Source organism: Geothrix terrae, assembly GCF_022808775.1.
GTDB classification, from domain to species: Bacteria; Acidobacteriota; Holophagae; order Holophagales; family Holophagaceae; genus Geothrix; species Geothrix terrae.
The window spans coordinates 126,472-140,639 of the sequence record NZ_JAKZLA010000001.1; the positions used below are offsets into that span (position 1 = coordinate 126,472).

Annotated in this window: 12 protein-coding genes; 8 read left to right on the plus strand and 4 right to left on the minus strand. The window is 71.0% G+C overall.

The window, feature by feature from the left end; all coding sequences use genetic code 11:
- Positions 1-13 precede the first annotated feature (13 nt).
- The 8 genes from MLE42_RS00610 to MLE42_RS00640 all read left to right on the plus strand — a co-directional run bounded on the left by MLE42_RS00610 (position 14) and on the right by MLE42_RS00640 (position 10,358).
- Positions 14-1,576 (plus strand): 2-isopropylmalate synthase, encoded by a 1,563-nt coding sequence (locus MLE42_RS00610; RefSeq protein ID WP_243285935.1) that lies wholly within the window; start codon positions 14-16, stop codon positions 1,574-1,576.
- Between the two features lie 133 nt (positions 1,577-1,709).
- The gene (gene leuB / locus MLE42_RS00615) at positions 1,710-2,846 is read left to right on the plus strand and encodes a 3-isopropylmalate dehydrogenase (RefSeq protein WP_243285936.1); all 1,137 of its coding nucleotides are present in this window, start codon (positions 1,710-1,712) and stop codon (positions 2,844-2,846) included.
- Between the two features lie 312 nt (positions 2,847-3,158).
- Positions 3,159-3,284: a hypothetical protein gene (locus MLE42_RS15940; protein WP_275975627.1), complete on the plus strand. Its 126-nt coding sequence runs from the start codon at positions 3,159-3,161 to the stop codon at positions 3,282-3,284.
- A gap of 108 nt (positions 3,285-3,392) precedes the next feature.
- Positions 3,393-5,081 (plus strand): dihydroxy-acid dehydratase, encoded by a 1,689-nt coding sequence (gene ilvD / locus MLE42_RS00620; RefSeq protein ID WP_243285937.1) that lies wholly within the window; start codon positions 3,393-3,395, stop codon positions 5,079-5,081.
- A 10-nt stretch (positions 5,082-5,091) separates the two neighbouring features.
- Entirely contained in the window at positions 5,092-6,834 is a 1,743-nt protein-coding gene (gene ilvB / locus MLE42_RS00625; RefSeq protein WP_243285938.1) for a biosynthetic-type acetolactate synthase large subunit, read from the plus strand.
- 10 nt (positions 6,835-6,844) lie between these two features.
- Positions 6,845-7,387, plus strand: coding sequence for an acetolactate synthase small subunit (gene ilvN, locus MLE42_RS00630; RefSeq protein WP_243285939.1), 543 nt, complete (start codon positions 6,845-6,847; stop codon positions 7,385-7,387).
- 43 nt (positions 7,388-7,430) lie between these two features.
- Positions 7,431-8,447, plus strand: a complete 1,017-nt coding sequence (ilvC, locus tag MLE42_RS00635) for a ketol-acid reductoisomerase (protein WP_243285940.1) — start codon at positions 7,431-7,433, stop codon at positions 8,445-8,447.
- 183 nt (positions 8,448-8,630) lie between these two features.
- Entirely contained in the window at positions 8,631-10,358 is a 1,728-nt protein-coding gene (locus tag MLE42_RS00640; protein ID WP_243285941.1) for an NAD(P)H-dependent flavin oxidoreductase, read from the plus strand.
- A gap of 147 nt (positions 10,359-10,505) precedes the next feature.
- On the opposite strand, the gene MLE42_RS00645 is transcribed toward MLE42_RS00640, so the two are convergent.
- Genes MLE42_RS00645 through MLE42_RS00660 form a run of 4 tightly spaced genes read right to left on the minus strand, consistent with a single transcriptional unit; the run spans position 10,506 to position 14,156 of the window.
- Positions 10,506-11,330: a class I SAM-dependent methyltransferase gene (locus MLE42_RS00645; RefSeq protein ID WP_243285942.1), complete on the minus strand. Its 825-nt coding sequence runs from the start codon at positions 11,328-11,330 to the stop codon at positions 10,506-10,508.
- 44 nt (positions 11,331-11,374) lie between these two features.
- Positions 11,375-12,361 (minus strand): hypothetical protein, encoded by a 987-nt coding sequence (locus MLE42_RS00650; RefSeq protein WP_243285943.1) that lies wholly within the window; start codon positions 12,359-12,361, stop codon positions 11,375-11,377.
- Positions 12,362-12,393: 32 nt separating this feature from the next.
- Complete coding sequence (radA, locus tag MLE42_RS00655; protein WP_243285944.1) at positions 12,394-13,758, minus strand: DNA repair protein RadA; 1,365 nt, start codon at positions 13,756-13,758, stop codon at positions 12,394-12,396.
- Positions 13,758-14,156, minus strand: a complete 399-nt coding sequence (locus tag MLE42_RS00660; protein ID WP_243285945.1) for a cobalamin B12-binding domain-containing protein — start codon at positions 14,154-14,156, stop codon at positions 13,758-13,760. Before MLE42_RS00660 ends, radA begins: the two co-directional genes overlap by 1 nt.
- Positions 14,157-14,168: the final 12 nt, after the last annotated feature.

Consider the following 14,168-nt stretch of genomic DNA (forward strand, 5'->3'; position numbering starts at 1 on the left):
CCAGGAGTCCTTTATGGGCAGTGAGCGGATCGCCATTTTCGACACCACCCTCCGCGACGGAGAGCAGTCGCCCGGCTGCAGCATGAACCTGGACGAGAAGCTGCTGATGGCGCGCCAGCTGGAGGCGCTGGGCGTGGATGTCATCGAGGCCGGCTTCCCGGTGGCCTCCGAGGATGACTTCGCCGCCGTGCAGGCCGTGGCCCGCGAATGCCGGAAACCCGTCATCGCCGCCCTCTGCCGCGCCCTTCCCAAGGACATCGAACGGGCCTGGCAGGCGGTCTCCGGTGCCGCCCGGCCGCGCATCCACACCTTTCTGGCCACCTCGGACATCCACCTGGAGTACAAGCTCCAGAAGTCCCGCGAAGAGGCCCTGGCCATGATCCGCGAGGGCGTGCGCACGGCCAAGGGCTTCACGCCGGACGTGGAGTTCTCCGCCGAGGACGCCACTCGCAGCGACTGGGACTTCCTGGTGGCGGTGTTCACCGCGGCCATCGAGGAGGGGGCGACGGTCCTCAACGTGCCCGACACCGTGGGCTACACCGTGCCCGACGAGTACGGCCGCCTCATCCGGTACCTGCGGGACAAGGTCCCGGGCATTGACGGCGTCACCATCAGCGTCCACTGCCACAACGACCTGGGCCTGGCGGTAGCGAACTCCCTGGCGGCGGTGGCCGCGGGGGCCCGCCAGGTGGAGTGCACCGTGAACGGCATCGGCGAGCGGGCCGGCAACGCCGCCCTCGAGGAAGTCGTCATGGCGCTGTCCGTGCGCCGGGACGCGATGCCCTACGAGACGGGCATCCACCGGGAGGCCATCACACGCGCCAGCCAGACCCTGGCCAACATCACCGGCGTCCAGGTGCAGCCCAACAAGGCCATCGTGGGCCGGAACGCCTTCGCCCACGAGAGTGGCATCCACCAGCACGGCATGCTGAGCCACCGCTCCACCTACGAGATCATGACCCCCGAATCCGTCGGGGCGAACCGCACGAGCCTGGTGCTGGGCAAGCACTCGGGCCGCCACGCCCTGGGCAAGCGCTTCGAGGAGCTGGGCTACCCCCTGGACAAGGGGGCCCTGGAGAAGGCCTACAAGCTCTTCACCAAGCTCAGCGACCAGAAGAAGGAGATCTTCGACGAGGACCTCCTGACCATCGTGCGCGACGGACTCACGCATATTCCCGAGGCCTTCAAGCTCCGCGCGGTGCAGGCCACGGCTGGCACCGCCATGTTCGCGACGGCCCTGGTCACCCTGGCCGGCGAGGCGGGAGAGGCCACGGAGACCGCCATGGGCGACGGCCCGGTGAACGCGGTCTTCGCGGCGGTGGACAAGCTCACGGGCCTGAAGGGGAAGCTGGTGGATTTCCGCGTGTATTCCATCACGGGCGGCGCGGACGCGGTGGGGGAGGTGTTCGTCCAGGTCGAGTTCGGCGGCGTCGTCCAAGGGGGGAAGGGCGCCAGCACGGACATTGTCGAGGCCAGCGCCCGGGCCTACCTGAACGCCTCCAACAAGGTGCTGTTCGCCCGCCGCTCCGCCGAGACACCCGCCGCTGGTCCCGTCCGCCGCCAGGGGGTGATGTGATGAAGGAAATCCTGCCGCAAGGCCTTGAATCCGCCGACGCCAGGACGGACATTGCCGTCCAGGCCGCCGCGCTGCCCGCCCCGTCCCCAGAGGATGGAGCGGACCCTGATCAGTACCTGTGGGGAGTCTGAACGTGGAAGCCCGCATCACCCTTCTTCCCGGCGACGGCGTGGGCCCCGAGGTGGTCCGCGAGGCGGCCGCCTGCCTCACCGCTGTGGCCAAGGCCTTCGGCCACCAGTTCCACCTGGAGGAAGCCCTGATCGGTGGCGCGGCCGTGGACGCCACGGGGGATCCGCTGCCGGCGGACACCCTCGCCACATGCCAGGCCGGCCATGCGGTGCTCCTGGGCGCCGTGGGCGGGCCCGCCTGGGATCGCCACCCGCGCGAGCAGCGTCCCGAGTCGGGTCTGCTGCGCCTGCGGCGCGCCCTGGGCCTCTACGCCAACCTGCGCCCCGTCAAGGTCCACCCCGCCCTGGAGGACGCCTCGCCCCTCCGCCCGGAGGTGGTCCACGGCACGGACCTGATGATCGTCCGAGAGCTGGGCGGCGGCCTCTATTTCGGAGAGCCCCGGTCCTTCTCGGAGGAGCGGGCCGTGAACACGCTGCCGTACACCCGCACCGAGGTCGAGCAGGTCGCCCGGGTGGCCTTCGAGCTGGCCGCCGGCCGCCGCCGCAGGCTGGTGTCCGTGGACAAGGCCAACGTGCTGGAGACCTCCCGCCTCTGGCGGCACGTGGTGGATGAGCTGGCTCCGGCCTATCCCACGGTCAAGGTCTCCCACGCCTATGTGGACAGCTTCGCCATGGCCCTCATCACCCGGCCCCGCGACTTCGACGTGGTGCTGACGGAGAACCTCTTCGGGGACATCCTCAGCGACGAGGCCGCGGTACTCGCGGGCTCGCTGGGCCTGCTGCCCTCGGCCAGCCTGGGCGGTCCCGTGGGCCTCTACGAGCCCATCCACGGCTCCGCGCCGGACATCGCCGGGAAGGATGCGGCGAACCCCATCGGGACCATCCTCTCCGCGGCCATGCTCCTCCGCCACAGCCTCCGGCTCGAGGCCGAGGCCCGGGCCCTGGAATCCGCGGTGGACCGCGTCCTCAAGGGCGGCCATGGCACCTCGGACCTGGGAGGCCTCAAGCACCACCACGGCACCCAGGCCCTGGGCGCCAAGATCCGCGACGCCATCCGCCCCCCCGGCGCCAAGGGGGCCCGGCTGGCCGACTCCGCCTACGCCTGGTGTGGTTCGCCCGAGGGTGCCCGCAGCCATCTCTGATCTTCAACCGCCCCATTCCTCCGTCCGGAAACCCAACCCATGCCTGCCACCTTTGCCCGCATCGACGTGATCCCGCCCTTCCGAGTGCGGGCCATCGTCGTGATTACCGGGCTGCCCGGGCTGGTACTGCGGCTGGCGGGCTAGGGGCGGGGACGGCAGCTTCCGGATCCCGGCCCCGCACCTCCAGGCGGGGCCTTTCTACATCGGCCCGACCCCCTTCGAAATCGATTCTCCTGAGGATTCCCATGACCCCCCCATATGGCCTGACTTCCCGGTTGACTTTTCCCGCGGGATCCCTAAAACTCGTCGCCCATGAGCCTCTCCCACCTCGACCACTCGGCTGCTGCGGCGATGTCGCCCGCAGTGGCGCGCCCCGTGGCCGACCTGGTGGCCATTCCCGCCGTGCTGATTATTAGCGGCGAGGTGGGGGCCCCCTAGACGTTCTCGGAACCAACCGAAACCGGCCCCGCACCTCGAACGATGCGGGGCCTTTCCACATCTGGTCCTGTCATCCCCGAGGTCGGTGGCCTTCCACAGAGGAAGACCATGTCAGACGCAGGACAACCCCTCAACCGCCGCAGCCGGGTCATCACCCAGGGGCCCGATCGCGCCCCGGCCCGGGCCATGCTCAAGGCCATCGGCTTCACGGACGAGGACCTGGCGAAGCCCATCATCGGCATTGCGAACACCTGGACCGAGATCGGCCCCTGCAACTACCACCTGCAGGAGCTGGCGGAGCGCGTGAAGGCCGGCGTCCGCGCCGCTGGCGGCACGCCCATGGAGTTCTGCACGGTCTCCATCAGCGACGGCATCACCATGGGCACCGAGGGCATGAAGGCCTCCCTGGTGAGCCGCGAGGTCATCGCCGATTCCATCGAGCTGGTGGCCCGGGGCAACGCCTTCGACGCGCTGGTCTGCCTCTCCGGCTGCGACAAGACCAACCCCGGCGTGGCCATGGCCCTGGCCCGCCTGGACATCCCTGGCCTGATCCTCTACGGCGGCTCCACGGCCTCGGGGCACTGCGGCGGCAAGGACCTCACGGTGCAGGACGTCTTCGAGGCCGTGGGGGCCCACAGCGCCGGCCGCCTGGACGACGCGGGCCTGAAGGAAGTGGAGGATGCCGCCTGTCCCGGCGCCGGTGCCTGTGGCGGCCAGTTCACCGCCAACACCATGTCCGCCAGCCTGGAGCTCCTCGGCCTGAGCCCCATGGGCCTCAACGGCATTCCCGCGGAGGATCCCCGCAAGGGCGAGGCCGCCGAGACTTGCGGGCGCCTGGTGATGGAGCTGTTGAAGCGCGACCTGCGTCCCAGCGCCATCCTCACCCGCGAGGCCTTCGAGAACGCCGTGGCGGCCGTGGCAGCGACGGGCGGCTCCACCAACGCTGTGCTGCACTACCTGGCCCTGGCCAGGGAGGCGGGCGTGCCCTTCACGCTGGAGGACTTCGACCGCGTCAGCGCGCGCACCCCGCTGCTGGCGGACATGAAGCCCGGCGGGCGCTTCATGGCGCCGGACCTCTACGCCGCCGGCGGCATCCGCCTGGTGGCCAACCGCCTGCTGGAGGGCGGGCTCATCCACGGCGCGGCCCTGACCGTGACCGGCCGCACGCTGGGCGAGGAACTGGCCGGCGCGCTGGAGACGCCCGGGCAGGAGGTGGTGCGACCCTTCGACCGGCCTCTGAAGCCCAGCGGCGGCCTCGTGATCCTGCGGGGCAGCCTGGCGCCGGAGGGCTGCGTCATCAAGGTGGCGGGTCACGAGCGCCTTCACCACACGGGCCCCGCCCGCGTCTTCGAGCACGAGGAGGACGCCTTCGCGGCCGTGCAGGCAGGCCGCATCGACCCCGGCGACGTGGTGGTGATCCGCTACGAGGGCCCGAAGGGCGGTCCCGGCATGCGTGAGATGCTGGGGGTCACGGCGGCCCTGGTGGGCGCCGGCCTCGGCGAATCCGTGGCGCTCCTCACGGACGGCCGGTTCTCCGGGGCCACCCGGGGCCTCATGGCGGGCCATGTGTCCCCGGAGGCGGCCGTAGGCGGCCCCATCGCCCTGGTGCGCGAGGGCGACACGGTGGTCTTCGACATCCCCTCCCGCCGCCTGGACCTGAAGGTGCCGGAGGCGGAGCTGGCGAGGCGCCGGGCCGAGTGGAAGGCCCCGGCGCCACGCTACCGGACGGGGGTCTTCGCCAAGTACGCCGCCACGGTCGCCAGCGCGGCCGAGGGCGCCATCACCCTGGCCCAGTGAAGGAGGAACCGTGAGCAAAGCGGGAACGCACACCGGGGCCCAGCTCATCTGGGAATGCCTGACGCGGGAGGGCGTCACCACCGTGTTCGGCTATCCGGGCGGGGCCATCCTCCCCACCTATGACGCCATGGTGGACTTCTCCATCCGGCACGTGCTGGTGCGCCACGAGCAGAGCGCCGTGCACATGGCGGACGGCTACGCCCGGGCCTCGGGCCGGGTGGGCGTGGTGGTGGCCACCTCGGGCCCCGGCGCCACGAACCTGGTGACGGGCCTGGCCACGGCCATGATGGACTCCACGCCACTGGTGGCCATCACGGGCCAGGTGGGCTCCGGCGTGCTGGGCACCGACGCCTTCCAGGAAGTGGACATCACGGGCATCACACTGCCCGTCACCAAGCACAACTACCTGGTGACACGGGCCGCGGACATCGTGCCCGCTCTGCGGGAGGCCTTCGCCGTGGCGAAGAGCGGGCGCTCGGGCCCCGTGCTGGTGGACATCACCAAGGACGCCCAGCAGGGCAGGGCGGACCTCGACTGGGAGGCGGCGGAGCCCATCCGGCACCTGCGCCACCTGCCGCCGCCCCTGGATCCCGAGGCCCTGGCCCGGGCCCTGGAGCTGATCCGCCACGCCAAGCGGCCCATCATCCTGGCGGGCCACGGCATCCAGATGTCCGGCGCCCGGGCCGAAGTGCTCACCCTGGCCGAGCGGGCCGACATCCCCTTCGCCCTGACCCTCCTGGGCCTGGGCGCGGTGCCCGCGACCCACCCCCTCAGCCTCGGCATGATGGGCATGCACGGCGAGGCCTGGGTGAACAAGGCCATCCAGGAGGCGGACCTCCTGCTGGCCTTCGGCATGCGCTTCGATGACCGGGTGACCGGCAAGCTCAAGGAGTACGCCCCCCACGCGAAGAAGATCCACATCGACATCGACGCCAGCGAACTGGGGAAGAACGTGCCCGTGGATGTGGCCATCGCCGGGGATCTGCTCACGGTTCTGCGGGCCCTCCTGCCGGATGTCCCCGTGGCGGACCGGTCCAAGTGGCTGAAGCAGATCCGCGGCTGGCGTGGCGATTCCGCCGTGCGCGACATCAAGAACCTGCCCGATGACGGCCACCTGTACGCGGCTCACGTGATGCACGACCTCTGGCGCCTCACGGGCGGGAACGCCGTGGTGGTGACGGACGTGGGGCAGCACCAGATGTGGGAGGCGCAGTACTACCACCACGACGCGGAGCGCAGCCTCATCACCAGCGGGGGCGCGGGCACCATGGGCTTCGCCCTCCCGGCGGCCATCGGCGCCAAGCTGGCCCGGCCCGAGGCCGAGGTCTGGGTGGTGGCCGGCGACGGAGGCTTCCAGATGACCTTCGCCGAGCTGATGACCGCCGTGCAGGAGGGGGTGAAGGTGAACATCGCCATCATCAACAACGGCTTCCTCGGCATGGTCCGCCAGTGGCAGGCCCTGTTCTACGAGGGCCGCTACGCGGCGACGCCCATCCTGTCGCCGGACTTCGTGAAGCTGGCCGGCGCCTTCGGCATCCACGGCCAGCGCGTGGACACGCGGGCGGATCTGGCCGAGGCTGTGGCCGCGGCCCGGGCCGCCGAGGGCACCGCCCTCATCGAGTTCCGGGTGGAGCAGGAGGACAGCGTCTATCCCATGGTTCCCGCCGGCGCCGCCCTGCACGAGATGATCCGCCGTCCCGCCACTCATGCCGGCGCCAGCGCCATCGCCGAAACCGGATCCGACCCCGTCTGAAAGGAATCCCATGCCCCATGTGCTCGTGGTCTATACCGATGATGAACCGGGCGTGCTGACGCGGGTGGCCTCGCTGTTCCGCCGCCGGGGCTTCAACATCCACTCGCTCACCGTGGGCCCAACCGAGCGACCCCACCAGTCCCGCATGACCATCGTCGTGGACGCGGAGGAAGCCACCGTGCGACTGGCGGTGGAGCACCTCAGGAAGCAGGTGAGCGTCCTCGAGGTCCAGCAGCTGGGCGACCGGCCCAAGGTGGTGCGGGACCTGGCCCTCATCCGCGTGGCGGCGGGTCTCGACGTGCGCTCCGAAGTCCTCCAGCTCGCCCAGGTCTTCCGCGCCAACGTGGTGGACATCGCCGGCGACAGCCTCGCCATCGAGTGCACCGGCGGCCCCGACAAGATCGACGCCCTGGTGGACGCCCTTCGGCCCTTCGGGATCCTCGAGCTGGGGCGCACGGGGGCCGTCGCCATGGCCCGGGGCTCCCGGGCTTCGCCGCAGCCGCGCCTCACGGCCGCCCCCCAACCGGCCAGCAACCAGGCCATGTCCGTCTGATCCCCAAACCACCGACTTCCGACCACCCACCAAGGAGCCTCCCATGGCCAAGATCCACTACGACGCCGACCTCGGCCTCATCCGCGCCCGCAAGGTCGCCATCCTGGGCTACGGCTCCCAGGGCCATGCCCACGCCCTCAACCTCAAGGACAGCGGCGTCCACGTCCGCGTGGGCCTGCCCGCCAGTTCCGCCTCGCGAGCCAAGGCGGAGGCCCAGGGCCTCACCGTCACCACACCCGCAGAGGCCGCGGCCTGGGCGGACGTGATCATGGTGCTCACGCCCGATACGGGCCAGGCGGCGCTCTACCAGGAATCCATCGCACCCCACCTGGTGCCGGGGAAGACCCTGATGTTCGCCCACGGCTTCAACATCCGCTACGGCTGCATCGAGGTTCCCGCGGGCGTGGATGTGAGCCTGGCGGCCCCGAAGAGCCCCGGCCACCGGGTCCGCGAGGTCTTCGTGGAAGGCGGCGGCACGCCGGGCCTCGTGGCCGTCCACCAGGACGCCAGCGGGCAGGCCCTGGCGGTGGCGCTCTCCTACGCGGCGGCCATCGGCCTCACCCGCGCCGGCGTGCTGGAGACCACCTTCACCGAGGAGACCGAGACGGACCTCTTCGGCGAGAAGGCGGTGCTCTGCGGCGGCACCAGCGCCCTGGTGAAGGCGGGCTTCGAGACCCTGGTGGAGGCGGGCTACCAGCCCGAGATCGCCTACTTCGAGTGCCTGCACGAACTGAAGCTCATCGTGGACCTGATGCAGCGGGGCGGCCTCAGCTACATGCGCTACAGCATCAGCGACACGGCCGAATACGGCGACTACACCGGGGGCCCCCGCATCGTGACCGCCCAGACCAAGGCGGAAATGAAGGAGATCCTGAAGGAGATCCAGGACGGCCGCTACGCCGAGGCCTGGCTGGAGGAGAACCGCACGGGCCGGAAGTGGTTCGAGGCTCAGCGGGCCGCCGACTACGACCACCCGCTGGAGCAGGTGGGGCGTGAATTGCGTCGCATGATGCCCTTCCTGGACCCCGTCGAGGTGCCGGCTCCTGCGGTCAAGAGCTGACATACCAGCTGTTGCATACGGAACATCCATGCCCATCCGGCCCGGCGGATCCTGACGCCGGGCCGGATGGCTTCTCGGGGAGGTGATTTTGACCCCGAGTAGGAAGGTTGAACCCCGTCACAGGGGGAATGGCCTCAGAATGACATTGGGAGAAAAGCCATTTCCGCTCCCACGGAGCCAAGCATGTCCGAGTCTTTCTTCAACACCGCGTCTCTGCCGACCCTCCAGGGTTGGCAGGCACCCGGTTCCATGGATTTCCAGGCCGCCTTCCTCCGCGCCGGGGGCTGGGCGCTGACGCGCACCGAGGCCTTTCCGGACGCCGCCAAGCTGCGGGAACGCCTGCAGGAACTGAAGGCCTCCATGCGCGAGGGCGCCCGCATCGGGCTGGACCTGCGCGGCCTCCGCGACAGCGCGGATTCGGTCATGGCCGCCGCCCGCGAGGCGGGGGTGGCCTTCCTGCTGCACACGGCGGAGCTGCCCCCCACCCTGGCCATGCTCCGCCACGCGAACCTGCCCCGCATCGTGGCCGTGCAGAACGCCGAGGAGGCGGCCCAGGCCAAGGCCGGCGGCGCCTCGGGCCTCCTGGCCCGGGCGGGCTTGGTGGCGGCCCTGCGGCACCTGGGCCTGCCGGTGATGGCCACGGCCGACACCGAGGCCGAGGCCCGGCAGGCCATGGCCGACGGCGCCGTGGGCCTCCAGCCCCGCACGCCCTCCCTCCTGGATGCCTCGCCCCTGGCGGCGTTCCGGACCCGGCTCATGGCGGGTCTCGATTCCATGGCCCAGTCCCTGGTGCGCAAGGGCGCCTGCACGCTGCCCCGCCTGCGCATCCGCAACCTCGACCTGGCCTATCCCATCCAGCAGGGCGGCATGGGCGTGGGCATTTCCTGGGAGGGCCTGGCGGGCGCCGTGGCCCACGAGGGCTGCGTGGGCCTCGTATCGGCCATCGGCACGGGCTACCACGGCTCCGCCAATCCCAAGATGCGCCTGGGCCGCCCCGACGGCTCTGATTCGCTGAATCCCCCCAAGGCCCTGGAGTGGATCATCCGGGAGGCCCGCGAGCGCTCGGCCGGCCGCGGCGCCGTGGGCGTGAACATCCTCTGCGCCATCGAGGGCTACGAGGCCGCCGTGAAGGCCTCCCTGGCCGGCGGCGCCCAGATGATCGTGTCCGGCGCGGGCCTGCCCCTGGGCCTGCCGGGCATGGTGGGCGACGCAGATGTGGCCCTGGTGCCCATCGTGTCCTCGGGCCGGGCCCTCAATGTCATCTGCAAGCAGTGGCAGCGGAAATTCAGCCGCCTGCCGGACGCGGTGGTGCTGGAGGGCCCCGAGAGCGGCGGCCACCAGGGCTTCAGCCACGAGGGCTGCGCCGATCCGGCTCACACCCTGGAGAACATCCTGCCCGAGGTCATCGAGGAGCGGGACAAGTGGGGTGACTTCCCCATCCTGGTGGCGGGCGGTGTCTGGGACCATGCGGACATCCAGCGCTTCCTGGCCCTCGGCGCCTCCGGCGTGCAGATGGGCACCCGCTTCATCGGCACCTTCGAGTGCGACGCCTCGCCGATCTTCAAGGAGGTCATCCTCCGCGCCAAGGCCGAGGACATCGGCCTCATGAAGTCCCCCGTGGGCCTGCCCGCCCGCGGCGTGCGCACCTCCCTGCAGGCGCGCATAGAGGCCGGTACCGCGCCCCAGATCCGCTGCGTGAGCAACTGCCTGTCGCCCTGCGGCCACGGCAAGGGCGCCGCCGCCGTGGGCTACTGCATCGCCGATCGTCTGGCGGACGCCATGAAGGGTGACGAGGAGAATGGCCTCTTCTTCACCGGCAGCAACGGGGCCAAGCTCCGTGACCTGATCAGCGTCCGCGACCTCATCGAGGAGCTGACCCAGGATCCGGGGCTGCAGCGCGTCTACGCCTGAAGCCCTGAGCGGCTCTAACAAATCGGCGCACGCGAAGGCCGCAGAGGAAGCGGAGATAGGCTGAGAAGAGAATCATCAGGCTTTGGCCTGATTTCCCCTGCGTCCCTCAGCTTTCTCCACGACCTCCGCGAATGTGGTGGCCTTCAGTCAACCGCGCCGCTCGGCCACGATCTCCAGGACCATGGGCGTGATCATCAAGGTCCGGGAGTCGGCTTCGGCGGCGCGGAGTGCCTCGCGCACGGAGCGGACCCAGGCCTCGTCCACGCGGCCCAGCTCCAGGAGGCGCAGGAGGTTGGTCTCCACGAAGGCGGAGGGCCACTTCCAGATGAAGTCCGTGGGAGGGATCACGAAGATCTTCGGCTCGAGGCGCGTCACGGCGAGGCCGGCGGCCTCGAGCAGGGTGGGGAGGGAGAGCGCGATGTCCGGCTCACCGCCGGAGGCCCGCCAACTGGCCATGACTTCCGATACGAACGACTCCAGGGGCGGGCAGGGGGGCGCCAGGCGCCAGGTGCGGTAGTCCAGGTACTCGTGGAAGATGGCCACGCCTCCGGGCTTCAGGGCCCGGGCCACGACGCCCACCAACTTCGCGGGATCGGATACGAAGGAGGCTACCCAGCGGCACCAGGTGGCGTCCATGTCCGTCACCTCCAGGGGGCCCGCCATGAGGTCCTGCTCGTGGAAGCGGACATTCGCGAGGCCGCGCGCCTGGCAGGCCCCGCGGGCATGCTGGAGGAAGTTGCCCGAGCGCTCGGCGGCATGGACCTCGCCCGTCGGGCCTACGATCTCGGCCAGGTCCAACGTGGCGTAGCCGGGGCCGGCGCCGACATCGAGCACCCGGGAACCGGTGGTGATCCCCGCCCTCCGCCAGCATTCCAGCACCTGGGGGCGCCAGACCCGGTGCTGCAGTCCCAGCCGCTCGATCTCCTCCCGGTGCGTCCCGAGGACATAGTCGCGCTCGTCGGATCCGGCCACCCCCGCCTCCATGCCTGTCATGACGCCAGTCTAGCCGGGCGGGCTCAGCTGGCGTTGGGATGCCGCTCCAGCAGCTGGCGCAATGGCGCGTTGCGCTTCACGGCGTCCTGGCGGCGGAGGTGGGCGATGAGCTGGGGCGGCGTGGCGCTCCAGCGGCCCAGGTTCTGGATGAGCAGGGTGGAGACGTAGGTGCGGCGGCAGAGCAGGGCGGTGGCGTGGCCATCCAGTGTGAGGCCCACCAGGCTGGCCAGGCAGCGGCCCTCGGTGGTGAGGATGAGCTCGGCCTTCTCCTCGCCCGTGCGCTGGGTGAAGCTGGCGCGGAGCAGGTCCCGGGCCATGGCGCGCACCTGCTCCGGCGCGTCGCGGGAGGTGGCCACCAAGTACTGCTCTGCCAGGCGCCGGGAGGACCAGAGGCGGCGGTAGAGGCTGGCCGGGAGCAGGGGATTCTGGAGGAGGGCCCGGCGAACCCCGGCGTCGTTCGTGAAGCCGGCCCGTCCGCCCAGGGCCTCCAGACCCGCCGTGGTGCGGTGATGGGCGGCGATGAGGCGAGCGTGAACAGGGCCCACCCGGGGGTTCTCCAGCACCGAACGGATCACCTCGGCCGTGGGGTCGAAGCACCATGCGCTCAGCTCGGGCTCCACGGCGATCCGGGCCAGGGCCACCCGCTCGTCCACGGGCTTCGGGTGCAGCTGGTGCTCGAAGAGCTGGCGGTGGGTCGCCGTCCGGGCGGCGGCCGTGGGGGTGTCCTCCTCGGCTTCCTCGCCCCCTTCTGCTTCCTCCGCCTCGGATTCGCGCGGGGGCGGTGGTGGCGTCGGGCGCGGACGGGCCGCGGGGGGTTCCGGAACCACGGCCCCCAGGGCCACCAGGTCCCGGAGCATGCCGGTCAGCTGGTCCTGGCCCAGGCCCGTGAGGGCAGCCAGGGTCGGGATGTCCAGCGTCCCGTCCAGGCGCGACAGCAGGTAACCCTGCTTGGGATCGAGGGGCAGCGAGCGGGCATCCACTTCCGCCCGCGGGACAGGTCTCCAGGTCATCGGAAGAGCATAGGCTGGATGAGGGACACGGCCTACTCCTCCACCACGCCCTTCAGCCACGCCTTGCCCCGCAGGCGCTCGACACTGGTCTCGGGGAAGAGGTCCAGGGGGCTCCGTCCCTCCAGCCCCAGCCGGGGCACGGCGGCACAGGCGAAGCCCAGGCGGGCGCCTTCCTGGAGGCGCAGGGGGAGCTGGGCCACGGGGCGCACCTCGCCGGTGAGGCCGACCTCGCCCATGAAGAGGCCCTTCTCGGCCAGGAGCCGGCCCGTGGCGCTGCTGCACAAGGCGGCGATGACGGCCAGGTCCGCGGCGGGATCCTCGATCTCCAGGCCGCCGGCCACGTTCACGTAGACGTCCCTGTCGTGGAGCTGCACGCCGCCCCGGCGCTCGGCCACGGCGCAGAGCATGGACAGGCGCTGGCCGTCGATGCCGAGGGCCGTGCGGCGGGGGATGCCCAGGCCTGCGGCGGCCACCAGGGCCTGGATCTCCACGACCATGGGCCGGGTACCGCTGAGCACCACGGTGGCGGCGCAGCCGGGCCGGGGCTCGGCGTCCAGGAAGAAGGGATTGCCTTCGGCAGGCACCAGGCCCTTCTCGGTCATGGCGAAAACGCCCAGCTCGAAGGCGGCGCCGAAGCGGTTCTTGAGGGCGCGCAGCAGGCGGTGGTGGTGGTGCCGGTCGCCCTCGAAGGCCAGCACCGTGTCCACCAGGTGCTCCAGCACCTTGGGGCCCGCGAGGCCGCCGTCCTTGGTGACGTGGCCCACCAGCACCAGGGGCGTGCCCGTGGTCTTGGCCCAGCGGGTGAGCATGGCGGCGCAGCCGCGCACCTGGCTCACGCTTCCGGCGCTGCTCTCGAAATCGGGGTCGAAGAGGGTCTGGATGCTGTCCACCAGCAGAAGGCCCGGCTTCATGCGCTCGGCCTCCTCGATGATGCGGCGAACATCCGTCTCCGCCAGCAGGTGGATGCCTGGGTTCTCGGCCCCAAGGCGCTGGGCCCGCAGCTTGATCTGGCGCTCACTCTCCTCGCCGCTGGCGTAGAGGACGGTGCCCTCCGCCGTGGCCGCCCACTGGAGCAGCAGCGTGGACTTGCCGATGCCCGGCTCGCCGCCCAGCAGGGCCACCATGCCCGGCACCACGCCGCCGCCCAGCACGCGGTCCAGCTCCACGAGGCCCGTGGGGCTGCGCTGGGTATCCGTCACCTCCACATCGGGAAGCGCCACGGGGCCCGTGTAGTGGCTCTGTGAATAGGCCGACCTGGCGCGCTGGAGGTCGCGCTTCAAGGACCCGCGCACCTCCTGCACCGTGTCCCAGGCGCCGCAGGCCGTGCACTTACCCAGGGCCTTGGGATGGCGGGCGCCGCAGGCCGTGCACTCGAAGAGTGGACCGGACTTCGCCATCAGGCCGGGATCTCGCGGCGGATGAAGGTCACGATGTCATCGGTGTTCGTGCCGGGCTGGAAGATCTCGCGGATGCCGAGGGCCTTGAGGCCGGGGATGTCCTCGTCGGGGATGATGCCGCCGGCGAAGACCAGCACGTCGTCCGCGCCCTGCTCCTTCAGCAGCCGCATGACCTCGGGGAAGATCTGGTTGTGGGCGCCGCTGAGGATGCTCAGGCCCAGCACGCGCGCGTCCTCCTGCACCACGGCCGCCGCGATCTGCTGGGGCGTCTGGCGCAGGCCCGTGTAGATGACCTCCATGCCGGCGTCCCGCAGGGCGCGGGCCACAACCTTGGCGCCGCGGTCGTGCCCATCGAGGCCCGGCTTGGCGATGACGACGCGGATCGGCGCTTGGCTCATGGAGACTCCGGT

Bases quoted from the DNA above. Each gene is read 5' to 3' on its own strand.
- MLE42_RS15940 (WP_275975627.1), top strand. From the start codon at position 3,159: ATGAGCCTCTCCCACCTCGACCACTCGGCTGCTGCGGCGATGTCGCCC.
- ilvD (WP_243285937.1), top strand. From the start codon at position 3,393: ATGTCAGACGCAGGACAACCCCTCAACCGCCGCAGCCGGGTCATCACC.
- ilvN (WP_243285939.1), top strand. From the start codon at position 6,845: ATGCCCCATGTGCTCGTGGTCTATACCGATGATGAACCGGGCGTGCTG.
- MLE42_RS00650 (WP_243285943.1), bottom strand. From the start codon at position 12,361: ATGACCTGGAGACCTGTCCCGCGGGCGGAAGTGGATGCCCGCTCGCTG.
- ilvC (WP_243285940.1), top strand. From the start codon at position 7,431: ATGGCCAAGATCCACTACGACGCCGACCTCGGCCTCATCCGCGCCCGC.
- MLE42_RS00610 (WP_243285935.1), top strand. From the start codon at position 14: ATGGGCAGTGAGCGGATCGCCATTTTCGACACCACCCTCCGCGACGGA.
- radA (WP_243285944.1), bottom strand. From the start codon at position 13,758: ATGGCGAAGTCCGGTCCACTCTTCGAGTGCACGGCCTGCGGCGCCCGC.
- MLE42_RS00640 (WP_243285941.1), top strand. From the start codon at position 8,631: ATGTCCGAGTCTTTCTTCAACACCGCGTCTCTGCCGACCCTCCAGGGT.
- MLE42_RS00660 (WP_243285945.1), bottom strand. From the start codon at position 14,156: ATGAGCCAAGCGCCGATCCGCGTCGTCATCGCCAAGCCGGGCCTCGAT.